Origin of the sequence: Nocardia higoensis NBRC 100133, from assembly GCF_000308595.1 — a bacterium.
Taxonomy (GTDB): Bacteria; Actinomycetota; Actinomycetes; order Mycobacteriales; family Mycobacteriaceae; genus Nocardia; species Nocardia higoensis.
This window is the reverse complement of record NZ_BAGA01000102.1, coordinates 93,193-120,109: the sequence shown is the minus strand read 5'-3', so window position 1 is coordinate 120,109 and position 26,917 is coordinate 93,193. Positions and strand designations below refer to the sequence as shown.

Genomic DNA, 26,917 nt, shown 5'->3' with positions numbered 1-26,917 from the left:
GCGGCGGTGGTCAGCGGGTGTGTGAGGGAGTGAGGTGGACCGTGCCCGGCGAGCGGGAGACGATCGACAGCGCTGCGTTGCTGCACTGGGGACGGCTCTGCCTCGAGGGCCTGGCCGAACGTCGCGCGGAAATCAATTCTCTCAATGTCTTCCCGATCCCGGACGCGGATACCGGGACGAATCTGCTGGCCACCATGCGTGCGGCCGTCCAGGCGGCGCAGGCGGCCGGTGAGTCCGCCGCTGCCGATCCGCCCCTGCGCGAGGTGGCCGCCGCGATGGCCCGTGGCGCGACCGCCGGCGCGCGCGGAAATTCGGGCATCATCCTGTCGCAGGTCTTGCGCGGCCTCGCCGACGCGGGGGAATACGGTCCGCTCACCGCGCATACCCTGGCCGACGCCCTGTCGCGATCCGCGACGCTCGTGCGTGCCTGCCTGAGCGTGCCCGTCGAGGGCACGGTTCTGACGGTGCTCGACTGTGCCGCGGCCTCGGCCCGCGCCCGGTGCGACGGTGTGCGAACCGGTGCGGATCGAGCAGCGGCAGCCGGTCTCGGCATGCGTTCGGCCGAGGTCGCCGACCACGACGTGTGGAGCCGCCGCGGCGATCTCGGTGCGGATGACCGAGTAGAGCTGGTGACCGTCGCCGACGTCGCTGTCGCCGCCGCGGACGGGGCGGCCGAGGCGCTGGGCGAGACGCCCTCGCAACTGGGGGTGCTGCGGGAGGCCGGTGTGGTGGACGCCGGGGCCCGGGGGCTGTTGGTGCTGCTCGACGCCCTGGTGGCGGTGACACTCGGGGAGAGCCCGGCCCGGCCGGAATACGCCCGCCCGGTGGCCGAGGAGACCGGTCCGGAATGCGCGCCCCGGTCGAGCGTGACCGCCGAGCCCGCCTTCGAAGTGATGTATCTGATCGGCGACACCGATGTCCGACGGATCGATCGGCTGCGCGCGGCCCTCGGCGAGCTCGGTGACTCGGTGGCGGTCGTCGGTGACGGTGCGCAGATCTGGTCGGCGCATGTGCACTGCGCCGACGCGGGGGCCGCGGTGGAGGCGGGCCTGGCCGCGGGCACGCTGAGCCGGATCAGGATCGAGAGTTTCGCCGAGAACGCGCGCGCGGGAGCCACGAGCCGGGATCGAGCCGGTCACGGCACGCCGGGACCGGACGAGCCGGTCCCGGCGCCGGTGGGGCCGCCGGAGCTGGATCGGGCAGATGGAGGCCGGGCCGCGCGTGCGTATCCGGCGGGCTGTCTCCCCGGAGACCGGGTCGCGGCGCGCTCGGCGGACGCGCCCGTGGATCGGGCCGTGCTGGCGGTGGCGACGGGGCCCGGTGCGGCCGCGCTGTTCGAGCAAGCGGGCGCGGTGGTGCTCGATCGACATCCGGTCACCTCGGCGAGCCTGCTGAGCGCGATACGCGCGCTGCCGCACCGAGAGGTACTGGTGCTGCCCAACGGCGCGCTGCCCGCGCACGAACTGGTGGCCGTCGGTGTGGCCGCCCGCGACGCGTACCGCGATGTGCTGCTGTTGCCGAGTGGATCGATGGTGCAGGGACTGGCGGCGCTCGCGGTGCACGATCGCGCGCGCATCGCCGTCGACGACGGCTTCGCCATGTCGGAGGCCGCGGCGGCGACCCGATGGGGATCGGTGCGGCGCGCGGTGCATCGGGCGCTGACGATGGTCGGAACCTGCGGGCCGGGCGACGGGCTCGGGCTGGTCGGGCACGATGTGGTCGTCATCGACCGGGATGTGCTCGGCGCGGGCCGGATACTGCTGGACCGGATGCTCGGCCTCGGCGGCGAACTGGTGACCCTGCTGATGGGCGCCGAGGCCGATCCCGTGCTGGCCGACGAGCTGGGCGACCACATCGCCCGGGGGTTCCCCGGTGTGGAGATCGCGGTGTACACCGGCGGGCAGCAGGGGGATCTGGTGCAGATCGGGGTGGAATGACCGCGGGGCAGGAAGAGGCGAGGACGAACACATGGCGACCCTGAGCGACCGGCTCGACCACATCCTCGGCGCGAAGGCGGCCGATTCGCTGGCCGAGGCCTTCGACATGACCACCGTCGAGGACCTGCTGCGCCATTACCCGCTGCGCTACGCCACCCAGGGCCAGCCGCTCACCGAGGAAGCGCCCGAGGACGGCACCCACATCACGGTGATCGGCCGGATCGTCAAGGCCGATCTGCGCCCGATGCGCAACCGTCGCGGGTCGCTGCTGAAAGTACAGCTCGACACCGGCTCGGGTCGTCCGGTCGACGTCACCTTCTTCAACGGCGACAAGGTGAAATACGTCGTCAAGCAAGGGCTTCGGGCGATGATGTCGGGCAATGTGAGCTACTGGCGCCCTGGCAGCTGGAGCCTGAACCATCCCGGCTACCTGATCCTCCCGGAGACCGGTGACGATCCGGCGCTCACCGACGCCCCGCCGATCACCCGGGTACGCGGCGGCGGCGACCTGCGCGGGCTGGCCGAGAGCGCGAAAGGCGCGGGCGGCGTGGATGTCTCGTTCCTCGAACGCGAGTTCATTCCCGTGTATCCGGCCACCGCCAAGGTGCAGAGCTGGGACCTGCTCGCCTGTGTGCGGCAGGTGCTCGAACAGCTCGATCCCATCGACGACCCGCTGCCGCAGGAGATTCGCGACGATCGGGAGTTGCTGCCGGTCTTCGACGCGCTGCGGCTGATCCACCTTCCCGAGCATCGCGCCGACATCGAAAAGGCGCGTGACCGACTGCGTTTCGACGAGGCGCTGGCGCTGCAACTCGTGCTGGCCGAGCGCAGGCACGAGGTGTCCGGCCGGGCCGCCCGGCCGTGCCCGCCTCGCACCGACGGGATCGCCGCCGCATTCGCCGAACGGCTCCCCTTCGAGCTGACCGAGGGGCAGCAGAAGGTGATCGGCGAGATCTCCGCTGATCTGGAGCGCACCCACCCGATGCACCGGCTGTTGCAGGGCGAAGTCGGTTCGGGCAAGACCATCGTCGCCCTGCACGCCATGCTCCAGGTCGTCGACGCGGGCCAGCAGTGCGCGCTGCTCGCGCCCACCGAAGTCCTTGCCGCGCAGCATTATCGGTCGCTGTGTGCGATGCTCGGTGATCTCGGTTCGGCCGGTGAGCTCGGCGCCGCCGAGAACGCGACCCGGGTGGTGCTGGTGACCGGTTCGATGTCGGCGAGTGCGAAGAAGGCCGCGCTGCTCGCGGCGGTCACCGGGGAGGCGGGGATCGTGATCGGCACGCACGCGCTCATCCAGGACAATGTCGAGTTCTTCGATCTCGGCATGGTGATCGTCGACGAACAGCATCGCTTCGGCGTCGAACAGCGAGACGCGCTGCGCGCCAAGGCGAAGGCAGGGACCAGCCCGCATCTGCTGGTGATGACCGCGACCCCCATTCCGCGCACGATCGCCATGACCACCCTCGGCGACCTGGAGACCTCCACCCTCACCGAACTGCCGCGCGGCCGCTCCCCGATCAGCTCGAAGGTGGTGCCGCGCAAGCTGCATCCGAACTGGGTGCAGCGAGCGTGGGAACGCATCCTCGAGGAGGTCGGGCAGGGCCGCCAGGCCTACGTGGTGTGCTCGCGCATCGGCGACGACGAGGACGGCAAGCCCGGCGGCAAGTCCGGCAGGGCCCGCGGCAAGGCGGCCGAGGCCGACGAGAAGGAGCCGCCGCCGACCCAGGCCGCGGTCGACGTCTTCGAGATGCTGCGATCCGGGCCGCTGGCCTCGGTCGAGGTGGGGCTGCTGCACGGCCGCCTGCCCGCCGACGAGAAGGACCAGGTGATGCGGGCCTTCAACGACGGCTCGGTGGATGTGCTGGTGTGCACCACGGTCGTCGAGGTCGGCGTGGACGTGCCCAATGCCACGGTGATGGTGATCGTCGACGCCGACCGGTTCGGCGTCAGCCAGTTGCACCAGTTGCGCGGGCGGATCGGCCGCGGCGTGCACCCCGGCCTGTGCCTGCTGATCACCGACGCCGCGCCGGGCGGCTCGGCGATGTCGCGGCTGGAGGCGGTGGCCGGGACCACCGACGGCTTCGAGCTGGCCGTGCTGGACCTGCGCCAGCGCCGCGAAGGCGATGTGCTGGGGTCCGCGCAGTCCGGCACCGCCCGTTCGCTGCGTCTGCTCTCGCTGGTCGACGACCTCGAAGTCATCACCAGCGCACAGGAACTCGCGCGTCAGCTGGTGGCGGACGATCCGGGCCTGTCCGCGCACCCCGGCCTCGCGGCCCTGATGCACGCGGCCGTGGACACCGAGCGCCTCGAGTACCTCGCCAAATCCTGACCCGATGGTGGTCGGCGGGGCGCTCAGGGCAGGAGGCGCGGGTACGGCAGGTCGGTGACGAGGTGCTCGGAGACGGTCAGCGGGCTGCCGATCCGGGGGAAGGCGCGTTGCGGACAGGCCGGGCGCTCGCACACCTTGCAGCCCGCCCCGATCGGCACCGCGGCGGACGGGTCGTCGAGTGCGAGCCCGGCGGAATAGACCAGGCGATCGGCGTATTCGATGTCGCAGCCGAGGCCGATGGCGAAATCGCGGGCGGCGGTGCCGAATCCACGTGGGGTGGCGGCGGTGGTACGGGCGATCCAGAGGTAGCGGCGGCCGTCCGGCATCTCGGCGATCTGGGTGAGCACGCGGCCCGGCTGGGCGAACGCCTCGTGCACCACCCACAGCGGGCAGCTGCCACCCACGCGGGCGAAGTGGAAGGCCGTGGCGGACTGGCGTTTGGAGATGTTGCCCGCCCGGTCGGTGCGTACCAGAAAGAACGGCACACCGCGCTGTCCCTGGCGTTGCAGCGTGCTCAGGCGGTGGCAGACGGTCTCGAAGCCGACGTCGAAGCGCAGACCGAGCAGATCGATGTCGTAGCGCAGTTCCTCCGCCGAGCGCAGGAACCGGCCGTAGGGCAGGACCAGTGCGGCGGCGAAGTAGTTGCCCAGTGCCATCCTGGCCAGGTCGCGGGAATCGCCCGACAGCGACGGGGTCTCGTTCAGGACCGTGTCGAAGTGGTCGCCGTAGAGCAGGAACCCCAGCGTGGCGGCGATCTGGAAGGCGCGCTGGCCCGGGCGCAGGCGGCGGGCCAGGGTGAGGGTGCGGCCGGCTTCGTCGTAGTGGCGTTTCGGAATGGTGGGGTCCGCGCCGTCGCCGCGCACCAGCACCGTCACCCCCGCGCGCTCCTCGGCGACCCTGGCGAGCTGGCGGTCCAGCGAGCCGATGCTCAGTCCGCAGTCGTCGAACAACTGCTCGGCGAGGTGGTCGAGTTGCGGGATGTGGTTGTGGTGGTCGTAGAGGAAGTCACGCACGTCCTCGGCGGGCATCGGGACGCTCGCCGCGCCGGTCGGGGTGGTGACCTGCGCGGAGAGCAGGTCCAGCTGATCGGTGGCGGCGCGCAGCCGCCGGTGCATGGCGACCAGGATGCGGGCGACCTCGGGCTGGCGGGTGGCCAGCTCCTCGACTTCGGCCAGGGGTGCGCTGTCGCCGCCCGCCGCATCGACGAGCACGTCGTGCAGGTCCGAGACCAGCCGGGCGTCGGAGTCGGCGGCGAAGAACTGGACGTCCAGGTCGAAGGTGGAATTGAGTTTGAGCAGAACCGGGATGGTCAGCGGCCGCTGATCGCGCTCGAGCTGGTTGAGGTAGCTGGGCGAGAGATCGAGCGATTTGGCCAGTGCCGCCTGGGTCATCCGTCGTTCCTCGCGCAGGCGCCGAAGCCGGGCGCCCGCGTACATCTTGCGCACGGGGAAAAATCCTAGTCCCCCGGTCTCGGCGGCAGCCCGGCTCGTCGTCGACGAGAGCTCGCAAAGGGCTGTGCCACAACGCTTTCTACGTGCCGAGTGCCCGGTGTGCAGGGTTCGGGCCAGGCGTGCGGGTCCCCGGCAAGGCGTCGGATCGAAGCCGGAATGCGGCGAACACCGGCCGGGCCGGCGGGTTGTTTGCTTGAATCGCAGCCGACGGGCGCCGGGCGCCACCGCCGCGAGAAAGTGAGTCGAGGACATGACCGATTCCGACGAGATCGTCCGCGCGTTGTGCCGCAGCTGGTCCACACCCGACCCCGACGAGATCGCCGCCTACTTCGCCGAGGACGCCGTCTACCACAACATTCCGATGGATCCGGTGATCGGCCGCGCCGCGATCAGGGACTTCGTGGCGGGCTTCCTGACCACCTTCGAGGCGATCGACTTCGAGATCCACCACCAGGTCGTCGCCGGTGGGCTGGTGATGAACGAGCGCACCGACACCATGCGCGGCAAGGACGGCCGCCGCACCGCCCTGCCGGTGATGGGGGTGTTCGAGGTGCACGACGGCCTGATCACCGCGTGGCGCGACTACTTCGACATGGCCGCGGTCACCCGGGCCTTCGCCGCCACCGACTGAAAAGCCGGCGCGCAGCCGGATTCTCGCGCCACCGAGATTTTCGCTTCTGCTCGGGAACCGAACCGTGCACCCGTACGTCGAAGTAATACAAGCGGGTGCACGATCCGGCTTGTCGAGCTGTGAGGAGTGATAGCGCGTGGAGAATCCGAAATGCAGGCTGACGTGGCGTCGGGGGACCGGTCACGGGAGCGGCGCCCGGTCCAGGCATCGGTTGCGGCCGGTGCTGCGGGCAGGTGAAGCCTGCGAAAGCTACACGTCCCCGCGCTGGCGTCAGTTCCGCAAGCCTGTGGAGGAGGAGTGACGCGACGGCTGTGTGACGGGCCGGTGAACAAGTCTTCGCAACCTTGCCAGCCATAGTTGTGAAGAAGACCGCGAACCGGGACTTCCTTGTCGGTGGCCGCTATGACGCCAGGTACCGTAGGCCGATGTTCTCGAAAGTCTTGGTCGCCAATCGTGGCGAGATCGCCATCCGCGCCTTCCGCGCGGCCTATGAGCTCGGCATCGGGACCGTCGCGGTCTTCCCGTACGAGGATCGCAACTCGGTACATCGGCTGAAGGCGGCCGAGGCGTACCAGATCGGCGAGAAGGGTCATCCGGTCCGGGCCTATCTCTCGATCGAAGCGATCATCGACGCAGCCAAGTCGGCGGGCGCCGACGCGATCTACCCCGGCTACGGGTTCCTGTCGGAGAACCCCGAATTGGCGGCGGCCTGCGCGCGGGAGGGCATCACCTTCATCGGCCCGTCCTCGGATGTGCTGGAACTGGCCGGTAACAAGGCGCGGGCGATCGAGGCGGCGAAGGCGGCCGGGTTGCCGGTGCTGAAGTCGAGCGATCCGTCTGCGGATGTGGAGTGGTTGCTCGAGGCGTCGCGGGAGCTGGAGTTCCCGATCTTCGTCAAGGCTGTGGCCGGTGGTGGCGGTCGGGGTATGCGGCGGGTGGCCGAGCCCGCGCAGTTGCGGGAGGCGATCGAGGCGGCCTCGCGCGAGGCGGAGTCGGCCTTCGGTGATCCGACGGTGTTCCTCGAGCAGGCGGTGGTGAATCCGCGCCATATCGAGGTGCAGATCCTGGCCGATGGTCAGGGGAATGTGATGCATCTGTTCGAGCGGGATTGTTCGGTGCAGCGGCGGCATCAGAAGGTGATCGAGCTGGCGCCCGCGCCGAATCTGGATCCGGCGTTGCGGGAGCGGATCTGTGCGGATGCGGTGGCTTTCGCGCGGCAGATCGGTTACTGCAATGCGGGCACGGTGGAGTTCCTGCTGGATGAGCGCGGTAATCATGTGTTCATCGAGATGAATCCGCGGATTCAGGTGGAGCACACGGTGACCGAGGAGATCACCGATGTGGATCTGGTGCAGTCGCAGTTGCGGATCGCGGCGGGGGAGTCGCTGGCGGATCTGGGGTTGAGTCAGGACACGGTGACGATTCGGGGTGCGGCGTTGCAGTGCCGGATCACGACCGAGGATCCGGCCAACGGGTTCCGTCCGGATACCGGGCGCATCTCCGCGTATCGCACCCCGGGAGGTGCGGGCATCCGCCTGGACGGCGGTGCGAACCTCGGCGCGGAGATCGGCGCCCACTTCGACTCCATGCTGGTCAAGCTCACCTGCCGCGGCCGGGATCTGCCCAGCGCCGCCGCGCGCGCCCGGCGCGCGCTGGCGGAATTCCGCATTCGTGGCGTCACGACCAACATCCCGTTCCTGCTCGCCGTACTCGACGACGATGATTTCAAGGCCGGCCGGGTCACCACCTCGTTCATCGAGGAACGCCCGCACCTGCTGAGCCTGCGCCAGTCGGCCGACCGCGGCACCAAGATCCTCGAGTACCTCGCCGATGTGACGGTCAACAAGCCGCACGGCGAGCGTCCGACCCAGGTGTACCCGCACGACAAGCTGCCCGCGATCGATCTGACCGTGCCGCCGCCGGACGGTTCGCGCCAGCGGCTGTTGCAGCTGGGGCCGGAGGGCTTCGCGCGGGCACTGCGCGAGCAGAAGGCCGTCGGTGTCACCGATACGACCTTCCGTGACGCGCACCAGTCGCTGCTCGCCACCCGCGTGCGCACCAACGGGCTGCTCGGCGTGGCCGGGCACGTGGCCCGGCTGACCCCGGAACTGCTGTCGGTGGAGTGCTGGGGCGGGGCCACCTACGATGTGGCGCTGCGCTTCCTGTACGAGGATCCGTGGGAGCGGCTGGCCGCGCTGCGCGAGGCGATTCCGAACATCTGCCTGCAGATGCTGTTGCGCGGTCGCAACACCGTGGGCTACACCCCGTACCCGGAGAAGGTGACGCGGGCGTTCGTCTCCGAGGCGGCGGCGACCGGTATCGACATCTTCCGCATCTTCGACGCGCTCAACAATGTCGATCAGATGCGTCCGGCGATCGACGCGGTCCGCGAGACCGGCACCACGGTGGCCGAAGTCGCCATGAGCTACACCGGTGACCTGCTGAATCCGGCCGAGGATCTGTACACGCTGGACTACTACCTGAAGCTGGCCGAGCAGATCGTCGACGCCGGCGCGCACGTGCTGGCCATCAAGGACATGGCCGGACTGTTGCGGGCGCCCGCGGCGGCGAAGCTGGTGACCGCGTTGCGCAGCAATTTCGATCTGCCGGTGCACGTGCACACCCACGACACTCCCGGCGGTCAGCTGGCGACGTATCTGGCGGCGTGGCAGGCCGGCGCGGACGCGGTCGACGGCGCGAGCGCGGCGATGGCGGGCACCACCAGTCAGCCCGCGCTGTCGGCGATCGTCGCCGCGGCCGCGCACACCGAATACGACACCGGCCTCGATCTGCAGAACGTGTGTGATCTGGAGCCGTACTGGGAGGCGTTGCGCAAGGTCTACGCGCCCTTCGAATCCGGTCTGCCCGCGCCGACCGGTCGCGTGTACACCCACGAGATCCCGGGCGGTCAGTTGTCGAACCTGCGTCAGCAGGCCATCGCGCTGGGGCTGGGTGACCGGTTCGAGGAGGTCGAGGCCCAGTACGCGGCCGCCGACCGGATGCTGGGCCGGTTGGTGAAGGTGACCCCCTCCTCGAAGGTGGTCGGCGATCTGGCGCTGGCCCTGGTCGGCACCGGCGTGGACGCCGACGATTTCGCCGCCGATCCGGGCCGCTACGACATCCCGGATTCGGTGATCGGCTTCCTGCGCGGTGAGCTGGGCACCCCGGCCGGTGGCTGGCCGGAGCCGCTGCGTTCGCGGGCGCTGGAAGGGCGCGGCCCCGCCAAGCCGGAGACCCCGCTGTCGGCCGCCGACGAGGCCGCGCTGTCCGGTGACTCGGCGCAGCGGCGGGCCACGTTGAACCGGCTGCTGTTCCCCGGCCCGACCGCCGAGTTCCTGGCCCACCGGGACAGGTACGGCGACACCATGGGCCTGTCGGCGAATCAGTTCTTCTACGGTCTGCGTCGCGGCGAGGAACACCGGGTGCAGCTGGAGAAAGGTGTGACGCTGCTGATCGGGCTGGAGGCGATCTCCGAACCCGACGAGAAGGGGATGCGCACGGTCATGTGCATTCTCAACGGTCAGTTGCGGCCGATCGCGGTGCGCGATCGGTCGGTGGCCAGCGAGGTGCCCGTCGCCGAGAAGGCCGACAAGACCAACCCGGCGCATGTCGCCGCGCCGTTCGCGGGCGTGGTGACGCTGTCGGTGGCCGAGGGCGACACCGTCGCGGTCGGCGACACCATCGCCACCATCGAGGCGATGAAGATGGAGGCCGCTATCACCGCGCCGCGCGCGGGCGTGGTGCGCCGCATCGCCACGACGACGGTGCAGCAGGTCGAAGGCGGTGACCTGCTGGTGGAACTCCAGCTGCGCGAGTCCCCGGCCTGATGCCGCGGATCGTCGCCGGCACGGCGGGCGGTCGCCGGTTGCGGGTGCCGCCCGCGGGCACCAGGCCCACCTCGGACCGGGTGCGCGAGGCGCTGTTCAGTTCGCTGGCCGCGCGGCTGGACTTCGCGGGCGCGCGGGTGCTCGATCTCTACGCGGGATCGGGCGCGCTGGCCCTGGAAGCGCTCTCGCGCGGCGCCGCCTACGCGCTGCTGGTCGAATCCGACCGCAAGGCGGCGCAGGTGATACGCGCCAATATCGCCGAGCTGGGGCTCGCCGGTGCGGAACTGCGGGTCGGCTCGGTCGGGGCCGTGCTCGCCCAGGGCGGTGCGGGCGCCTTCGATCTGGTGTTCGCGGACCCGCCCTACGAACTCGGCACCGATGTCCTCGCCGCCGAAGTGGCCGAGCTGGCCGCTCGCGGCTGGCTGGCGGACGGGGCGCTCGTGGTGATCGAGCGCTCCGCGCGCAGTCCCGAAATCGCCTGGCCGGCGGGCTTCGTCCCCGCCGGTCGGCGACGGTACGGCGAGACGCGGCTGGAGTCGGCCGAATTCGAGCCGGATACGGAATGACCGGGCGCGGGACCGGCGCGGACGCCGGTGCCCGCGGTGATAGCGTCGGGCGTATGGCTGGAGCACTGTGCCCCGGATCGTTCGATCCGGTGACCAACGGACATCTCGACGTATTCGCCCGCGCGGCCGAGCAATTCGACGAGGTCGTCGTCACCGTCATGATCAACCCGAACAAGAAGGGCATGTTCGAGGTCGAGGAGCGGATGGAGCTGCTGCGCGAGGTGACCGCGCACCTGCCCAACGTCCGGGTCGCCTCCTGGCGCGGTCTGCTGGTCGACTTCGCCCGTGAACAGGGCATCACCGCCATCGTCAAGGGCCTGCGCGATGCCACCGACTTCGGTTACGAACTGCAGATGGCGCAGATGAACAAGAAGCTGTCCGGCGTGGACACCTTCTTCATCGCCACCAATCCGGTCTTCAGCTACCTGTCCAGCTCCCTGGTCAAGGAGGTCGCCACCTACGGCGGCGATGTCTCCGACATGCTGCCGCCCATCGTGCACAAGCGCCTGCTCGACCGCATCGTCGAACGCCGGGGCTGAACCCACCGCCACATCCGGCTGGGCAAAACACGGCGGACCCGGGACGTGGGGTCATGTCCCGGGCCGGAAATCCGGACCGGACACCGAATCGATGACGACCACGGTGTCCGGGTGTCGGTGCCCGGCCGAGTTCCGCCTCGGCGCCCCGAGCACGCGCCGGTGACGTGCGGGATCGACGCCGCGCCCGTCAGGGTTCGGGCGGGGCCGGAATACGAAGACTCAGAAGACGAAGCCGCGCAGCGCCAGGAAGCGCATGCCGCCGACCGCGGCGGTGATCGCCAGGACTGCCGCCGCCTGCGCGCTGCCGCCGAGAGTGGGGGTGAAGACCTCGAGCGCGGCCAGCGCGCAGGTGGTGATCACCAGGCCGAGCAGCGCCAGGCCGCCTGCTTCCCACTGCGCGGTGAACCAGTGCACCCGGTCGGCCGCCTTGAAGGTGAGCCTGCGGTGCAACTCGTTGGCGATCACCGTGCTCACCGCGGATCCGGCGATATTGGCGGTGATCGAGCCCATGCCGTACATGGCCGCGAACAGCAGCACATAGGTGATATTGCTGGCGCCGCCGACGAGGGCGAAGCGTCCCAGCTGCGGCAGTGCGCGATCGCCGCGCAGGTACTGGGCCAGCCGCGTCCACCGGCTCGGCTCCGAACTCACCCGGGGCGCGGGAGCCGGTACGACCACCGGATACGGCACAGCCCACGGCGTGTACATGCCCGCAGGCAGTACTGCCGAGCGCTGAGGTTCCAGGGCGGTCATGGTCATTTCCGATCGAACGTGGCTCGCGGGACCGGCTGACTTCGGCGGTCCTCTGCCATGGAATGTACACGAAGTGGAGGTTCAAGCTCCACTTGATTCCGGGTATTGCCTGTGTTCTGCGAGACATCGGGGCCGACACACCGGCAGACGACTCGGCAGAACCCGTGACGGCGGGCACACTGGCCTGTGGGCGAGCTGTCCGAAGTAGGTACGAGAACGAGGTTGGTGAGCATGTATCGGGTTTTCGAGGCGCTCGACGAACTGGTGGCCATCGTCGAGGAGGCGCGCGGCATTCCGCCGACCCGCAACTGCATCGTCCCGCGCGGCGATGTGCTCGACCTGCTCGACGACGTACGCGACGCGCTGCCCGGTGAACTCGACGATGCCCAGGACGTGCTCGACCACCGGGACAAGATCGTCAACGACGCCCGCGCGGCCGCCGAGACCGCGGTCACCACGGCCGACGACCAGGCGCGCGAGACCGTCGGCAGCGCCCGTGCCGAGGCCGACCGGATCCTCGCCGACGCCAAGGCGCACGCCGACCGGATGGTCGCCGAGGCGAGCGCGCACGCCGACCATCTCGTGGCCACCGCCCAGGCCGAGGCCGACCGCACGGTCGCCGAGGCGAAGGCCGAGTACGAGGCGGTCACCGGGCGGGCGCGGGTGGAGTCGGAGCGGATGATCGAATCCGGCAAGGCCTCCTATGAGCGCTCGGTGGCCGACGGTCAGGCCGAGCAGGCCAGGCTGGTCGCGCAGACCGAGGTCGTGCGCGCCGCGCACGCCGAAGCCGCCCGCCTGATCGACACCGCCCAGGCCGAGGCCGACCGGATGCGCGACGAATGCGATCACTACGTCGACTCGACGCTGGCCGGCTTCGAGGAGACCTTGAACAGCACTCTGCGTACCGTCGGTCGCGGCAGGCACCAGTTGCGCAGCGGTGCGGGGGCGCCGGACTATGCCGCCGAGTACCGCCGCTGACGCCGGTGTGATGCGCCCAGCGCGGTTTTGGCGGGCGGGAGCCTTCGGCGTACTGTGGTGTGGTTGCCCATTCCCCTTCGAAATGTGAGTGAGTTCGTGATGTCCGCCGGTTCCGGTTCCACCTCGCGTCATCGGGTGCCTTCGCACCGGGTCGACGCGGGTTTCGTGCTGGACGTCCGCAGCCTGGGCCGTCGCCCCGGCACCATGCGGGAGCTGCGGCGCACGGTCACCACGGAGGGGCGTATCGGGCTCGACCTGGTGGCCATCCCGGTGGGCGCCGAGGTCGAGTTGGATCTGCAGCTGCAGGCGGTGTCCGAAGGTGTGCTCGTCACCGGCACGGTGACCGCGCCGACCGAAGGGCAGTGCTCGCGGTGCCTGGAGTCGTTCACCGACGAGGTGAGCCTCCCGGTCACCGAGCTGTTCGCGTATCCGAACAGCACCACCGAGCAGACCACCGAGGACGACGAGGTCTATCGGATGCAGGACGATCTGATCGATCTGGAACCGCTGATCGTCGACACCATCGGGCTCGAGTTGCCGTTGCAGCCGCTGTGCTCGCCGGACTGCCCCGGGCTGTGCCCGGAATGCGGGGTGGCGATGGCGATTGCGGGATCTGATCACCGGCATGAGATACTTGACCCTCGCTGGGCCGGGCTGGCGAAATTCGCCTCCGAATCGCCTGGTAGCGGTGGTCCCGACGCGGACGCCGATCAAGACCGATAACGCAGCAAGACCCCAAGTCAGCCGTTCACCGGCAGAGTAAGTACAGGACAAGAGGAGAAGTAGTCGTGGCCGTTCCCAAGCGCCGGATGTCCCGTTCCAACACCAGGTCGCGGCGCAGCCAGTGGAAGGCTGCCGCGCCTACTCTGATCACCTGCCCGAACCGGGCCTGCGGTGAGAAGACCCTGCCGCACATCGCGTGCCCGTCCTGCGGCACCTACAAGGGCCGCCAGGTCACTTCCGCCGTCTGACGGCTCGATCACCCGTATCGAACGTGACGGCCAGCAAGGACGAAGCCGGCTCGTCCGGTGATCACGCGAGTCTGCTCGAGGCGCTCGGCGTGGACGTGCGACCGGATCTGTTGCGCCTGGCGCTGACACACCGGTCGTACGCCTACGAGAACGGCGGCCTTCCCACCAACGAGCGCTTGGAATTCCTGGGCGACTCGGTGCTGGGGCTCAGCATCACCGAGCGGCTCTATCATGAGCACCCGGACAAGTCCGAGGGCGAGTTGGCGAAGCTGCGCGCGAGCGTGGTCAATATGCACGCGCTCGCGGAAGTAGCGCGTGGGCTCGGCGAGGGCGGCCTCGGCGTGCATCTGCTGCTGGGTAAGGGCGAAGAGCTCACCGGCGGCCGCGACAAGCCGAGCATTCTCGCCGACGGCATGGAATCGCTGCTCGGCGCCGTGCACCTGGAGCACGGCATCGAGGTGGCGCGTGGCGTGGTGCTGCGGCTGTTCGCCGAATTGCTCGAGCGCGGTCCCCGGATGGGCGCCGGCCTCGACTGGAAGACCAGCCTGCAGGAACTGACCGCCGAGCGCGGTCTCGGCGTGCCCGCCTACGAGATCACCTCCACGGGCCCCGACCACGACAAGGAATTCACCGCGACGACGGTGATCGGCGGCCAGTCCTACGGCACCGGTGTCGGGCGTTCCAAGAAGGAAGCCGAGCAGAAGGCCGCGGGCGCCGCCTATCAGGCACTGACCGCCGAATCCTGACGTGCCCGAACTTCCCGAGGTCGAGGTTGTCCGGCGTGGTCTGGCCGAGCATGTGGCCGGTCGCATCGTCGAGTCGGTCATAGTCACCCATCCGCGTTCGGTGCGCAGGCATATTCCAGGTGCGGCCGACCTGACCGCGCGCATCACCGGTCGCCGGGTACGCGCCGCCTGCCGTCGCGGTAAGTACTTGTGGCTCACCTTCGACGAATCGGACTCCGCCGCCTCCGAACCTGCCCTCGACGCCGCTCTGGTCGTGCACCTGGGCATGAGTGGCCAGATGCTCGTGCAGCCCGCGGACGCACCCGTCGAGAAGCACGCGCACATCCGTGCCGCTCTCGACGACGGCAGCGAACTGCGGTTCGTCGATCAGCGCACCTTCGGCGGCTGGGCGTTGGCTCCGCTGCTCGAGATCGACGGCTCGCTCGTCCCGGAACCGGTCGCGCACATCGCTCGCGACCCGCTGGATCCGCTCTTCGACGCCGAAGCCACCGTCGCCGCGATCCGCGCGAAGAACTCCGAGATCAAACGCGTCCTGCTGGACCAGACGGTGATCTCCGGAATCGGCAACATCTACGCCGACGAATCGCTGTGGCGGGCCCGCATCAACGGCAACCGCACGGCCTCCGGCCTGACCCGCCCCGCGCTGCGCGGTTTGCTCACCGAGGTACGTGCGGTGATGGACGAGGCCCTCGCGGCGGGCGGAACTTCCTTCGACGCGCTCTACGTCAACGTCAACGGCCAGTCCGGCTACTTCGAGCGCGCCCTGGCCGTCTACGGCAGGCAGGACCAGCCGTGCCGGCGCTGCGGCGCGCCGATCGGTCGGGAGAAGTTCATGAATCGATCGTCGTACTCCTGCCCGCGCTGCCAGCCACGGCCACGCCGCCGCTGAGTCCCCCGGCCGTGTCCCGGCCCTTCTCCGAATCGGCGAGCGTGTCGAATCGTTGCGCTCCGCTTGTCGGCCAAGGCCTGCGGGAGCCGCGTTCTGCGCGATACCGTTGCCTCGGGACGGCCCGACGATATGTGCCGCCGGAGGAAGGACATGATGCGCAAGCTCACCTACTACGTGGCCGCTACGATCGATGGCTTCATCGCCACCGAGGAAGGGTCGGTCGACTTCTTCCCGGTCGGTGGCGACCACAGCCAGGCGATCACGGCGCAGTACCCGGAGACGCTGCCTACCAAGGTCAGGGAGTCGTTGGGCATCGCCAAGCGCAACGCGTCCTTCGACACCGTTCTGATGGGCCGCAAGACGCACGATTTCGGGGTGCGCACCGGTACGTCCAGTCCCTACGAGCATCTGCGGCAGTTCGTCGTGTCCACCACCTTGCCGGAGAGCCCCGGCGACGGCGTCGAATTGATCGCCGCCGACCCGCTCGCCCGGGTCCGCGAGCTCAAACAGGAGAAGGGCCTGGGCATCTGGCTGTGCGGCGGCGGTGAGCTGGCGCAGGCGCTGCTGCCCGAGATCGATCAGATCTTCCTCAAGCTGTATCCGATCGTGCTCGGCCGGGGGCGGTCGCTGTTCGGTTCGGGGCCGCGTCTGCCCCAGCCCGCGCAGTTCCGGGTGATCACCAGCCGTGTCTTCGAGGACGGCGTCGCCTTCCTGAAATACAGCAGGATCCGCTAGATGGCCGCACCCGATCCGGCGGGCCCGACGCCCCCGGCCCCCGCGACGGGGCCGGTGCGGGCACTGCGCGAGATCGGGTTCTGGCTGGAACGCCAGCGGGCCGAAACCTATCGGGTGAAGGCCTATCGGCGCGCCGCCGATGTGGTGGCCGGGCTGGACGAGGCCGAGTTCGGGGCGCACCGGGCCGCGAACACCTGGCGGGATCTGCCCGGCATCGGACCCAAGACCGCCGCTGTGATCGCGCAGGCAGCCGCGGGGCACGTGCCCGACCAGCTCGCCGAGCTACGCCGCGCCGCCCAGCCCATCGGCGCGTCCGGCAAGCCGTTGCGCGCACAGCTGCGTGGTGACCTGCACACCCATTCGGACTGGTCCGACGGCGGTAGCCCGATCGAGGAGATGATGCGCGTCGCGGCCGCCCTCGGCCACGAGTACTGCGCCCTCACCGACCATTCCCCGCGTCTCACCGTGGCCAACGGGTTGTCCGCCGATCGATTGCGCAGGCAACTGGACGTGGTCGCCCGGTTGAACGAAGAACTCGCCCCGTTCCGCATCCTGACCGGTATCGAAGTCGACATCCTCGACGACGGCACACTGGATCAGCGCGCCGATCTGCTCGCCGAACTCGACATCGTGGTGGCCAGCGTGCACTCGAACCTGCGCGCCGATTCCGGGGCCATGACCCAGCGCATGGTGTATGCGGTGGCGAACCCGAACGTGGACGTGCTCGGGCACTGCACAGGACGGCTGGTCACCGGTGGTCGCGGCACCCGGCCGGAGTCGCAGTTCGACGCCGAGGTCGTCTTCGAGGCATGCCGGGAGTACGGCACCGCCGTCGAGATCAACTGCCGTCCCGAGCGTCTCGACCCGCCCACTCGGCTGTTGACCCTGGCCGTGGAGATGGGCTGCCTGTTCTCCGTCGACACCGATGCCCACGCGCCCGGTCAGCTGGACTGGCAGGGCTACGGCTGTGAACGCGCTGTCGCCACCGGCGTGCCGCCGCAGCGGGTGATCAACACCTGGCCGGTCGAGGAGTTGCTCGCCTGGGCGGGCGCGTCGGCGGGTTGAGAGCCCGGGGGCAACGCTCAGGCGGGCGGTGTCGATCCGGTTCGGCCCGCGGCGTCGAGATAGGCGGCGGCCGCCAGGTACTGCCTGCAGGCCGGGCCGTGTCCGGCGTGTACGGCACGGAGGAACCGCGCGAGATCGGGGTCGAGATCGGTGGGTTCGACCGCGCAGTCACGGTGCCCGGATCCCCAGAGGTCGAGTCGGTCCAGTGACGTCTGCATCATGACTCCAGGTCGGTGAGACCGCCGGGCGCACCCGGGCAGTTGTGTGGGCGAATTCGGACGCGAGCGTGCGTTAGTCGGTGATCAGCTGCCAGTCCTGCGGCACTCGGGCGGAGATCACCTCGGTCCCTTCGGCTTCCAGGTCGACGGTGATCTCGCCCAGACGTAGCTCGGTCAGCGAGACCCGGCCCCATTCCGCGGGCAGGCGCGGGCGGAGGGTGAGGGTGCGGGCGGGTACGTCCGGGTCGAGACCGAGGAACGCGCGCACCAGCAACAGCGGTGCGGCGCTGGCCCAGGCCTGCGGCGAGCAGGAGGTGGGGTAGGGGACCGGCACGGCGAACCGGGATCGTGAGAAACCGCAGAACAATTCCGGCAGCCTGCCGTCGAACGCCGCGGCGGCATCGAGCAGGCCGGTCGCGAGCCGGGTGGCCAGTTCCACCGCTCCGGGGACATGCCGATAGCGCAGCAGCCCGGCCACTCCGATGGCGGTGTCGTGCGGCCACACCGAACCACAGTGGTAGCTCATGGGATTGAACGCGCCCATCGACGAGGCCAGGGTGCGCAGGCCGAAACCGCTGTCCATCTCCGGGCCGGACAACTGGCGCACGAGTTCGGCGACGTGCTCGTCCTCGGCGATCCCCGCCCACAGACAGTGCGCGGCGTTGCTGGTCAGCGCGTCGACGCGGCGCTTCGACCCGTCCAATGCGATGGCGTACCAGCCGCGTTCGGGTAGCCAGAACTGCTCGGCGAACTTCACCCGCAGCTCGGCGGCCCGCTCGCGGAGCCGGCTGCCCAGCGGTATCTCGCCGAACGCCTCGGCCAGTTCGGCGCGCGCCAGCAGCGCGGCGTGCACATAGCCCTGTACCTCGCACAACGCGATCGGCGCCTCGGCCAGATGCCCTTCGGCGTCGTTGATGCCGTCGTAACTGTCCTTCCAACCCTGATTGATCAGGCCGCGGTCGGTGGCGCGCCGGTATTCGACGAATCCGTCGCCGTCGCGGTCGCCGTAGTCGGTGATCCAGTCCAGCGCGGCATCGGCGGCGGGCAGCAATTGCCGGATCGCGTCCTCGTCGGCGCCCCAGCGGTGACACTCGGCCAGCAGCATGACGAAAAGCGGGGTGGCGTCCACCGTTCCGTAGTAGATCTGCCCGCCGAGCACCTGGCCGCCTGCCGGGCCGCGGCGCATCTCGTGCATGATCCGCCCCGGTTCCTCTTCGGTGAGCGGATCGACGGCGCGGCCCTGTAATTCGGCCAGCTGCTGCAGCGTGCCCAGGGCGAGATCGACGGCGAGCGGCAGCGCCATCCATGCGGTGAGCAGGCTGTCGCGGCCGAACAGCGTCATGAACCAGGGGGCGCCCGCGGCCACGAACGGCCTGCTCTCACCGGAATCGTCGTGGATCTGCAGAGCGCCCAGATCGCTTTCGGTGCGGCGCAGCACCTGGGTGAGGGTGGGGTCGGCGGCGACAATATCGGTGGCGGTGTCGCGCCACGCCTCGATCTTGCGGCCGGGCGCGCTCACGCCGTAGTGCTCACCCGGCGCAACGGCCGCCTGCACACGCTGATTGCCCAGCGTCGGCTGGGCGATGATCTCGGTCTGCCAGCTGCCGCCGACCGGGACGACCGCGCGCCAGGTCAGCGTGCCGGGCTGCACGGTCGGCTCGACGCTCGCCGAGACCGACAGCCCGCGCATCCGGTCGACCCGATCGTGCAGCAGCAGTTCGCCGTCGCCGACGGTCACATCGGCCCGATGATGGCCCGCGCGACCCTCTTTCACCGCGAACAGATCGACGAAATCGGCGTCGACGTGGAGTTCCAACGTGACCGCTGTGGGCTCGCGGCCCATGTTCTCCAGAATCAGCGTCTCGTGCATGCCCTCGGCGACGATGCGTTCACGCACCACGAGCAACGTGCTGTCGGCCAGGCCGGCCTGCGGTGGTCTGCGCAGGACGAAGCGGGCCGTGAAAGCCTCGGGACTGAACACCGACAGCGGTTCGGCCGGTTTGCCGTCGACGAGCAGTTCCCAGCGGGACACCACGCGCGCGTCCCGGAAGAACAACCCGTGCGGGCGGCCGGGTTCGACGTCACCCATCCGGTTCGACAGGCAGAAGGTCGAGCCTTCCACCAGCGTCACCGAACCGGAGCCGCCGAAACCGGCCGCCTCGCCCGAGTTCAGCGGCGAGGGGCCGCCGGTGGATTCGGCCATGCTCACGCGGGCCCGCCCGCGGTGACCGCTCGCACCCGCTTCGGCGCTGTCAATTGTGCGGCGCCGAACCCGCGGGCCACCGAATCACCGGCGCCGGCAAGGGCTTCGGACAGCAACAGCCTGCGGTAGACCTGCTCGTAGCCGCGACCGAGGGTGTCGGCGGCGTCGAAGTTCTCGAGCACATGGGCACGGCAGGCGGCCGGATCGATCGAGCGCACTTCCTCGATCGCGCCGGGCAGTTCGGCGGGGTCGTCACAGATGCGCCCGGTGACTCCGTCGACCAGGACTTCGGAGACGGCGCCGCCGCGCAGCGCTACCACCGGGGTTCCGCACACCATCGATTCGATCATGACCATCCCGAAGGGCTCCTCCCAGCGGATCGGGAACAGCAGGCACCGTGCGCCGGAGAGAAGTTTACGCTTGGCCGCCGCGTCGGCGAGGCCGAACACGTGATCGCGTTCGGTGAGCAGCGGGCGCACGTACTCCTCGAAGTAGGCCTGCTCCGGCGGTTCGCTGCACTTGCCCGCCAGGATGAGCGGGATCCCCGCCGCGTGCGCGGCTTCCAGCGCCAGATGGGGCGCCTTGTCCGCGTTGAAGCGGCCGAGGAACAGTGCGTAGTCCTCTTTGTCGGTCCGGTACGGCCATTCGCTGACCCGCAGCGCGTTGTGTACCCGGCCGACCCACGGCAGTTCCGGTGCGAGCGCGCGCTGGCGATCGCTGATCGCGACCAGCGCCACGTCGCTGCCGAGTTCGTTGTAGTAGCAGTAGGAATCGTCCTCGACGGGGCCGTGCACCGTGATGACGGTCGGCAGCCCGAGCGCTCGATACACCGGCGCGTTGAGCGGGCCGGCGAAGGTGTGGTCGTGCACCAGATCCACGCCGTCGGTGGCGATCAGGCGCTCGATCGCGCGGCGCACCTTCAGCGCGTGCACGACTTCGGGGAACGGCTCGCCCAGCCGTTCGGGCAGGATCCGGTCCCACACCGTGATCAGATCGCCCTTGGTGCCCGGCTCGCCCGCGCCGATCAGGGTGACCCGATGGCCGCGGTCGACCAGGGAATCGACGAGATCGGCGACGACCGCCTCGACCCCGCCGTAAGCCTTGGGGGGAACGTCGAAATAGGGCGGAACAACCATCGCAATGTGCAATTTGCTACCGGGATGATCGATCGACACAAGGTCCGTGGCGGCACGTGGCACCGCAACCGGCTCCGAGAACACTGCGCTCATGACCCTCCTTCCAGGGACACAACCGTTGGCACTCGCTTCACCCGGCAACTTCCGAGTGCCGGGCGCCGAAATGTGGCCGTCTCCGTTCACTGGAGGCTTGTCGTGACGCATGTCACGATCAGAGGGGGCCGACGCCGTGTTACCGCGCCTCGCGGGATTCAACCGTCACGCCAGGCGTGTCGTTACGTTTTCGTTGCCCAAGCGATAGCTGAAAGGGTGCTGGAGTATCGGTCGATCGACCACCGAGGGCCCTGTGTGGCCGACGACGCAACGAGTGGTTCCACGGGGATGAAGGCGCAACGGGCGACGACCACGTAGGGTGGAGGTATTCGGGGGATTTCCGAGCGCATCGCCGACGTGGCCGTGCCGCCTCCGAATTGCGATCCGGCCGCTGTCTTGCCGGGACAGGAGCGTCCCCATGACGCATGATGACCGTCCGTCGTTCAGCCACCTGGCGACTCCGGAGAAGAACGAGACCGCGCCCGTCGCCGCCGTGCCCCGCCCGGTCTTCAGCAGCCCCGACGCCGTGTCGGCCGCGCCCGCCGAGCAGATCGACCCGCGCGCGCACGGCCGCGGTCGTGTCGCCGGCTCCCAGCGCCGCCGCTAGTCCGCGGTGCGGTGCTGCCCGTTCGGTCGCGGCACCGCACTCTCGTCCGCGGCCGTGTGGCGTGCGCCGCGTGCGGAATGTCCGCCGGTGTCTCCGGTGTTGCCGGGTGTGAGCCGATCTCGACGGGGTCGCTCCGGACACGAATGGCAGGATTCACGCTATGGCTGATACAACCGCTACCGATGCGCCGACCACGCTGTGGGTCGAACGCACCGGCACCAGGGCCTATACCGGCCGCAGTTCCCGCGGCGCGGAGGTGAAGATCGCCTCGCAGGGCGTGCCCGGTGCCTTCACCCCGGGTGAGCTGCTCAAGATCGCGCTGGCCGCCTGCTCCGGTCTGAGCGCCGACTTCCCGCTCTCCCGCAAGCTCGGTGACAGCTTCGACGCCACCATCCGGGTCTCCGGCGACGCCGACCGGGAGAACGAGGTCTACCCGCAGTTGGAGGAGATCTTCGAACTGGATCTGAGCGAGCTCGGCGAGCAGGAGCGCGAGCGACTGCTGGTGACCGTGCAGCGGGCCATCGACAAGGTGTGCACCGTCGGACGCACCTTGAAAGCGGGCACGAAGGTGACGCTGTCGTTCGACGTCGACACCTTGTGAATCCCGCTCACCACGCGTGACGATCGGCGGGTGGGCGACCCGCTGCCCTGTACGTATCCGGTGCCCGGCATGCTGTCGGGCATGAGCGAACGCGAGGACGCGGGCACCAGGGCACGCCTCAGCGCCTGGGTGCACGGGCGGGTACAGGGAGTCGGGTTCCGGTGGTGGACCCGGGCCCGTGCTCTCGAACTCGGATTGGCCGGCTTCGCCCGCAATTCCGCCGATGGCCGGGTCCATGTGGTTGCCGAGGGATCGCGGGCGGATTGCGACCGGTTGCTCGCACTCCTGCGTTCCGGCACGACACCTGGCCGGGTCGATCTGGTTGTGGAAAGCTGGGAGACCGCGCGGGGAGATGTCGCCGGATTCGAGGAGCGCTAGTGGAGGGTGCGATGCCGACGGGGAGCCGGCGGTGAATACGCCGGGGCAGGGGGACGGGACTCCGCAGGACTCCGGTCCGGAGCACACGCCGCAGCCGGGTTGGCAACCGCCGCAACCCGATGTGCCCGGCGACCGGCAGCCGCCGTTCGCCGGCAGCGTGCAGCGGCAGGAGCCCGGGGTCACCCAGCCGCGGCCGCCGACCGTGGCCGAGGCTCGCGCGAGGGACAAGGCTCGCAGGCAGGCCGCGGACAAAGCGCGCGCCGAGGCCGCGGCCGCCGCGGCCAAGCGTCGCACCCGTAACCGGGTGCTGATCGGTGGTGTGGCGATCGTCGGGGTGGCGGGCCTGGTCGGCGGCGGATATCTCGCGTATCGGGCCCTCACTGCGCCCGATGTGACGGCGTACTGCGTGAAGACGGAGAACGGCGAAGAGGTGGTCGTCGAAGACCGGTACTGCACTCCGGGGCAGAGCGGATTCGTCGACGGTAACGGCTCCGGCACCGGCTCGTTGATCATCCTGGGTGGCGGCCCGCAGTACCGCTATTACTACGGCGGCAACAACACCGTCGGCAAGCCGCCCGTCGGCGGCACCACCATCAAGCCCAAGAGCGCGAACATCACCACCAAGTCCGGCACCACGATTCAGCGTGGCGGCCTGGGCAGCAAGAGCACCGGCGGCGGTGGTTCCTGATGCGACGGTTGCGGGGCACGCCCCGTTCCGGCTGGCAGCGCATCATCGAGGAGCAGGGCCTGGTCTACGGCGTGCCCGGCCGCTATGCCGACGGCGCGCCGCGGCCCTACTGGGACGAATCGGTCCACTACGAGTTCGACATGGACGAGATCCTGGCGCTGGAAGCCGATGTCGAGCTGCTGCATTCGATGTGCCTCAACGCCGTCGAGCACGTCGTGCTCACCGAACGGTTCGCCGATTTCGGCCTGCCCGAGTGGAGTTGGGGGCCGATCGCCGAATCCTGGCGACGTGGCGATCCCTATGTCTACGGTCGCTTCGACCTGCGCTACGACGCTCGCCGGCCCGCGAAGCTACTGGAGTACAACGCCGACACCCCCACCTCACTGCTGGAAGCCGCGATCGTCCAGTGGCATTGGCTCACCGACACCCATCCCGGCGACGACCAGTGGAATTCCCTGCACGAGAAACTGGTCGGGCGCTGGGGCGAGCTGCGCAAGCAGGCCACCGACTCGCAACTGCACTTCGCCTGGTCGAGCGCCGACGCCTCCGGTGAGGACAACGTCACCACCGCCTACATGCAGGAAACCGCGGCCGAAGCCGGTTTCGACACCATCGCGCTGCCCATCGAGGAGATCGGCTGGGACATCGAGCTGAAGCGTTTCGTCGATCTGGCCGAAGCGCCGATCGAATCGATCTTCAAGCTCTACCCGTGGGAATGGGTGCTCGACGACGAATTCGGCAAGCGGGTGGTCGCGAGCCTGCCCGCCACCGGCTGGATCGAACCGCTGTGGAAGTCGCTGCTGAGCAACAAGGCGATTCTCGCGGTGCTGTGGGAGATGTATCCCGGGCACCCGAACCTGTTGCCCACCTACCTCGACGAGCCGCACGAACTCACCGAGTACATCCGCAAACCCAAGCTGGGGCGCGAGGGCGCGAACATGACCATCGTCGGGGCGGGCATGGAAACCGCCACCGGCGGTGTCTACGGTGCCGAGGGTTACGTCTATCAGCTGCTCGATCCGCTGCCCGAATTCGACGGCATGCGACCGGTGCTCGGCGCGTGGATGGTCGGTGACGAGTCGGCGGGGCTCGGTATCCGGGAGACGGCGGGCCTGATCACCGATGACGGCGCCGCTTTCGTGCCGCACCGCATCCCCACCGGCTAGCCCGGCGCGCCGTCCTGCTCTGATCCACTTCGTTCGCCACATCTTCCGGAAAGGTTCACGATGACCGCAGTCGCCCTCGAATCGGGGTACTGGAGCGCGCTCGGCGAGGGCGTGGGCGCGATCCTCCTCTATGCCGTCGTCGGATTGGTGCTGATGCTCGTCGGCTTCTACGCCATCGATCTGACCACCCCCGGCCGTCTGCGCGAGCTCGTCGTCGCGGGCAAGCCCAACGCGATCATCGTCTCGGCCGCGGGTCTGGTGAGCATGGCGTTCATCGTGGTGCTGGCGATCTACGCCTCGGCGGGCAAGCTCGCCGAAGGGCTGATCGCCGCGCTCGTCTTCGGGCTGGTCGGCATCGTCGCGCAGGTCGTCTCGGTGCGGGTGCTCGAGCGGGTCTTCGGGATCGACATCGGCGCGGCGCTGCATTCCGATGTGCGCACCACCGAGGTGCTGGTGGTGGCCGCCGCGCACTTCGCGCTCGGCCTCGTGGTTGCCGTCGCGATCCTCTGATCGGCAAGCGCACGGCCCGGCCGGATCCGCCCGGCCGGGCCGTGTAGCTGTGTGGTTGCCGACGCGTCAGTGTCCGCGGGCGATCCAATCCGCCAGCGACGGCTTCTCGGCGCCGATCGTGGTGCCGTCACCGTGGCCGGTGTACACCGCGGTCTCCTCGGGCAGAGTCAGCAGCCGGTCCCTGATCGAATCGATGATGGTGTCGAAATCGGAGAACGACCGGCCGGTCGCCCCGGGACCGCCGGCGAACAGGGTGTCCCCGGTGAACAGCGCGTTCAGGTCGGGCACCGACAGCGACACCGAGCCGGGGGAGTGGCCCGGCGTGTGCAGGATGTCGATGTCCACGCCCGCGACCGTCAGCCGGTCGGTGCCCTCCAGCGAGCGGTAATCGACGTCCGGGTGGGTCATCCGCCACAGCGGTTCGTCGCCGGGATGCAGCAGGATCGGCGCGTCGAGGCGGTTCGCCAAATCCGGTGCGACGGTGACGTGGTCGTTGTGACCGTGCGTGCACAGCACCGCGACCACCCGGCGGTTGCCCACCGCGTCGGCGATGGCGTCGGCGTCGTGTGCGGCGTCGACCACGAGTACCTCGGTGTCGTCACCGATCAGCCAGACATTGTTGTCGACGTCCCAGGTGCCTCCGTCGAGCGAGAAGGTGCCCGAGGTGACGACGCGATCGATGCGCGCGCTCACCAGACCACCACCGAGCGCAGGACGTCGCCGTGGTGCATCTTGGCGAAGGCCTGCTCGACGTCGTCGATGCCGATGCGCTCGGAGACGAACTTGTCCAGCGGCAGCCTGCCCTGGCGGTACAGGTCGATGTAGAGCGGGAAGTCGCGTTCGGGCAGGCAGTCGCCGTACCAGGAGGACTTCAGCGCGCCGCCGTGCGAGAACAGGTCGATCAGCGGCATGTCGAGGGTCATGTCCTGGGTGGGCACGCCGACGAGCACCACGGTGCCCGCGAGATCCCGCGCGTAGAAGGCCTGCTTCCAGGTCTCGGGACGGCCGACCGCGTCGATCACCACGTCGGCGCCGAAGCCGCCGGTGAGTTCCTTGATCCGTTCGACGGCGTCCTCGCTGCTCGCGTCGACGGTATGGGTGGCACCGAAGCCCGCGGCCCACTCCAGTTTCCGCGCGTCGCGATCGACGGCGATGATGGTGCGCGCGCCGACCAGGTTCGCGCCCGCGATGGCGGCGTCACCGACGCCACCGCAGCCGATCACCGCGACGGTGTCCCCGCGGGTCACGCCGCCGGTGTTCAGCGCGGAGCCGAGACCGGCCATCACACCGCAGCCGAGCAGTCCGGCGACGGCCGGGTCGGCTGCGGAATCGACCTTGGTGCACTGACCTTCGTGGACGAGGGTCTTGTCGGCGAACGCGCCGATGCCCAGCGCCGGGCTCAGTTCGGTGCCGTCGGTGAGGGTCATCTTCTTGCCGGCATTGTGGCTGGCGAAGCAGTACCAGGGCCGACCGCGCTGACAGGCGCGGCACTCGCCGCAGACCGCGCGCCAGTTCAGCACGACGAAATCACCGGGCTCGACATGGGTCACGGCCGCGCCGACGGTCTCCACCACGCCGGCGGCCTCGTGTCCGAGCAGGAAGGGGAACTCGTCGTTGATGCCGCCCTCGCGATAGTGCAGGTCGGTGTGGCAGACACCGCAGGCCTGGATGCGGACCACCACGTCGTGCGGGCCCGGGTCGGGAATCACCACGTCGACCAGTTCGACCGGTTCTCCCTTGGCTCGGGCGATAACCCCGCGCACGGTTTCGGACACGCATGCCTCCTCGTGGTTCGGTGTGCCGTCGTCGGCACGGTGCCCATATTGCCCCGCGCGGGCCGCGTTTACCAGCAGAACTGGACACCTGTCTGATCCCGCGAGCCGCTTGACATTCCACTATG

The 26,917-nt window shown here is 69.4% G+C and carries 26 protein-coding genes; 19 read left to right on the top strand and 7 right to left on the bottom strand.

Annotated features, from left to right (window positions below):
• Window positions 1-29: 29 nt before the first annotated feature.
• A complete protein-coding gene (locus tag ON26_RS18775) occupies window positions 30-1,937 on the top strand; it encodes a DAK2 domain-containing protein (RefSeq protein WP_040797474.1) in 1,908 nt (635 codons plus the stop codon).
• A 31-nt stretch (window positions 1,938-1,968) separates the two neighbouring features.
• Entirely contained in the window at window positions 1,969-4,266 is a 2,298-nt protein-coding gene (gene recG / locus ON26_RS18770) for an ATP-dependent DNA helicase RecG (RefSeq protein ID WP_040797473.1), read from the top strand.
• A gap of 23 nt (window positions 4,267-4,289) precedes the next feature.
• Here the strand turns inward: recG and ON26_RS18765 are convergent, their stop codons facing one another.
• Window positions 4,290-5,711, bottom strand: a complete 1,422-nt coding sequence (locus ON26_RS18765) for a short-chain fatty acyl-CoA regulator family protein (protein ID WP_040797472.1) — start codon at window positions 5,709-5,711, stop codon at window positions 4,290-4,292.
• A gap of 256 nt (window positions 5,712-5,967) precedes the next feature.
• On the opposite strand from ON26_RS18765, the gene ON26_RS18760 reads away from it, so the two are divergent.
• From ON26_RS18760 to coaD, 4 genes are all read left to right on the top strand, one after another.
• Window positions 5,968-6,348 carry a nuclear transport factor 2 family protein gene (locus tag ON26_RS18760; protein ID WP_040797471.1) on the top strand — a complete coding sequence of 127 codons (381 nt, stop codon included), beginning with the start codon at window positions 5,968-5,970 and terminating at the stop codon, window positions 6,346-6,348.
• Window positions 6,349-6,773: 425 nt separating this feature from the next.
• Window positions 6,774-10,175 (top strand): pyruvate carboxylase, encoded by a 3,402-nt coding sequence (locus ON26_RS18755; RefSeq protein WP_040797470.1) that lies wholly within the window; start codon window positions 6,774-6,776, stop codon window positions 10,173-10,175.
• Window positions 10,175-10,741, top strand: coding sequence for a 16S rRNA (guanine(966)-N(2))-methyltransferase RsmD (rsmD, locus tag ON26_RS18750; RefSeq protein ID WP_040797469.1), 567 nt, complete (start codon window positions 10,175-10,177; stop codon window positions 10,739-10,741). Before ON26_RS18755 ends, rsmD begins: the two co-directional genes overlap by 1 nt.
• Before the next feature lie 53 nt (window positions 10,742-10,794).
• A complete protein-coding gene (gene coaD, locus ON26_RS18745; RefSeq protein ID WP_040797521.1) occupies window positions 10,795-11,280 on the top strand; it encodes a pantetheine-phosphate adenylyltransferase in 486 nt (161 codons plus the stop codon).
• Between the two features lie 219 nt (window positions 11,281-11,499).
• Here the strand turns inward: coaD and ON26_RS18740 are convergent, their stop codons facing one another.
• A complete protein-coding gene (locus ON26_RS18740; protein ID WP_040797520.1) occupies window positions 11,500-12,033 on the bottom strand; it encodes a GtrA family protein in 534 nt (177 codons plus the stop codon).
• 231 nt (window positions 12,034-12,264) lie between these two features.
• On the opposite strand from ON26_RS18740, the gene ON26_RS18735 reads away from it, so the two are divergent.
• The 7 genes from ON26_RS18735 to ON26_RS18710 all read left to right on the top strand — a co-directional run bounded on the left by ON26_RS18735 (window position 12,265) and on the right by ON26_RS18710 (window position 17,417).
• Window positions 12,265-13,011, top strand: coding sequence for a DivIVA domain-containing protein (locus ON26_RS18735; RefSeq protein ID WP_040797468.1), 747 nt, complete (start codon window positions 12,265-12,267; stop codon window positions 13,009-13,011).
• Between the two features lie 99 nt (window positions 13,012-13,110).
• The gene (locus ON26_RS18730; RefSeq protein ID WP_040797519.1) at window positions 13,111-13,734 is read left to right on the top strand and encodes a YceD family protein; all 624 of its coding nucleotides are present in this window, start codon (window positions 13,111-13,113) and stop codon (window positions 13,732-13,734) included.
• A 65-nt stretch (window positions 13,735-13,799) separates the two neighbouring features.
• The gene (rpmF, locus tag ON26_RS32390; protein WP_083884195.1) at window positions 13,800-13,982 is read left to right on the top strand and encodes a 50S ribosomal protein L32; all 183 of its coding nucleotides are present in this window, start codon (window positions 13,800-13,802) and stop codon (window positions 13,980-13,982) included.
• A gap of 23 nt (window positions 13,983-14,005) precedes the next feature.
• Complete coding sequence (gene rnc, locus ON26_RS18725; RefSeq protein WP_040797467.1) at window positions 14,006-14,728, top strand: ribonuclease III; 723 nt, start codon at window positions 14,006-14,008, stop codon at window positions 14,726-14,728.
• 1 nt (window position 14,729) lies between these two features.
• Window positions 14,730-15,617, top strand: coding sequence for a bifunctional DNA-formamidopyrimidine glycosylase/DNA-(apurinic or apyrimidinic site) lyase (mutM, locus tag ON26_RS18720; protein ID WP_040797466.1), 888 nt, complete (start codon window positions 14,730-14,732; stop codon window positions 15,615-15,617).
• 153 nt (window positions 15,618-15,770) lie between these two features.
• Complete coding sequence (locus ON26_RS18715) at window positions 15,771-16,352, top strand: dihydrofolate reductase family protein (RefSeq protein ID WP_040797518.1); 582 nt, start codon at window positions 15,771-15,773, stop codon at window positions 16,350-16,352.
• Complete coding sequence (locus tag ON26_RS18710; protein WP_051027212.1) at window positions 16,353-17,417, top strand: PHP domain-containing protein; 1,065 nt, start codon at window positions 16,353-16,355, stop codon at window positions 17,415-17,417. It begins immediately after the preceding gene.
• 17 nt (window positions 17,418-17,434) lie between these two features.
• On the opposite strand, the gene ON26_RS18705 is transcribed toward ON26_RS18710, so the two are convergent.
• The 3 genes from ON26_RS18705 to ON26_RS18695 form a co-directional block, all read right to left on the bottom strand.
• Window positions 17,435-17,635, bottom strand: a complete 201-nt coding sequence (locus ON26_RS18705; protein ID WP_051027223.1) for a hypothetical protein — start codon at window positions 17,633-17,635, stop codon at window positions 17,435-17,437.
• Window positions 17,636-17,708: 73 nt separating this feature from the next.
• On the bottom strand, window positions 17,709-19,844 hold the full coding sequence (locus ON26_RS18700) for an amylo-alpha-1,6-glucosidase (RefSeq protein WP_085999044.1): 2,136 nt from the start codon (window positions 19,842-19,844) through the stop codon (window positions 17,709-17,711).
• Window positions 19,841-20,974: a glycosyltransferase family 4 protein gene (locus ON26_RS18695; RefSeq protein WP_051027211.1), complete on the bottom strand. Its 1,134-nt coding sequence runs from the start codon at window positions 20,972-20,974 to the stop codon at window positions 19,841-19,843. Before ON26_RS18695 ends, ON26_RS18700 begins: the two co-directional genes overlap by 4 nt.
• A gap of 511 nt (window positions 20,975-21,485) precedes the next feature.
• On the opposite strand from ON26_RS18695, the gene ON26_RS18690 reads away from it, so the two are divergent.
• The 6 genes from ON26_RS18690 (at window position 21,486) to ON26_RS18665 (ending at window position 25,017) form a co-directional block, all read left to right on the top strand.
• Window positions 21,486-21,674 (top strand): hypothetical protein, encoded by a 189-nt coding sequence (locus tag ON26_RS18690; RefSeq protein ID WP_040797464.1) that lies wholly within the window; start codon window positions 21,486-21,488, stop codon window positions 21,672-21,674.
• A 160-nt stretch (window positions 21,675-21,834) separates the two neighbouring features.
• Complete coding sequence (locus ON26_RS18685; RefSeq protein ID WP_040797463.1) at window positions 21,835-22,275, top strand: OsmC family protein; 441 nt, start codon at window positions 21,835-21,837, stop codon at window positions 22,273-22,275.
• 81 nt (window positions 22,276-22,356) lie between these two features.
• Window positions 22,357-22,653: an acylphosphatase gene (locus ON26_RS18680; protein WP_040797514.1), complete on the top strand. Its 297-nt coding sequence runs from the start codon at window positions 22,357-22,359 to the stop codon at window positions 22,651-22,653.
• A gap of 31 nt (window positions 22,654-22,684) precedes the next feature.
• Window positions 22,685-23,341: a hypothetical protein gene (locus tag ON26_RS18675; protein WP_051027210.1), complete on the top strand. Its 657-nt coding sequence runs from the start codon at window positions 22,685-22,687 to the stop codon at window positions 23,339-23,341.
• Window positions 23,341-24,507, top strand: coding sequence for a glutathionylspermidine synthase family protein (locus ON26_RS18670; protein WP_040797461.1), 1,167 nt, complete (start codon window positions 23,341-23,343; stop codon window positions 24,505-24,507). The genes ON26_RS18675 and ON26_RS18670 overlap by 1 nt, the downstream gene beginning before the upstream one ends.
• Window positions 24,508-24,567: 60 nt before the next feature.
• Window positions 24,568-25,017 carry a DUF350 domain-containing protein gene (locus tag ON26_RS18665; protein ID WP_040797460.1) on the top strand — a complete coding sequence of 150 codons (450 nt, stop codon included), beginning with the start codon at window positions 24,568-24,570 and terminating at the stop codon, window positions 25,015-25,017.
• A 66-nt stretch (window positions 25,018-25,083) separates the two neighbouring features.
• Here the strand turns inward: ON26_RS18665 and ON26_RS18660 are convergent, their stop codons facing one another.
• Together ON26_RS18660 and ON26_RS18655 are read right to left on the bottom strand one after the other, a co-directional pair.
• The gene (locus ON26_RS18660) at window positions 25,084-25,710 is read right to left on the bottom strand and encodes an MBL fold metallo-hydrolase (protein ID WP_040797459.1); all 627 of its coding nucleotides are present in this window, start codon (window positions 25,708-25,710) and stop codon (window positions 25,084-25,086) included.
• Window positions 25,707-26,792 carry an S-(hydroxymethyl)mycothiol dehydrogenase gene (locus ON26_RS18655; protein WP_040797458.1) on the bottom strand — a complete coding sequence of 362 codons (1,086 nt, stop codon included), beginning with the start codon at window positions 26,790-26,792 and terminating at the stop codon, window positions 25,707-25,709. The genes ON26_RS18660 and ON26_RS18655 overlap by 4 nt, the downstream gene beginning before the upstream one ends.
• Window positions 26,793-26,917 lie beyond the last annotated feature (125 nt).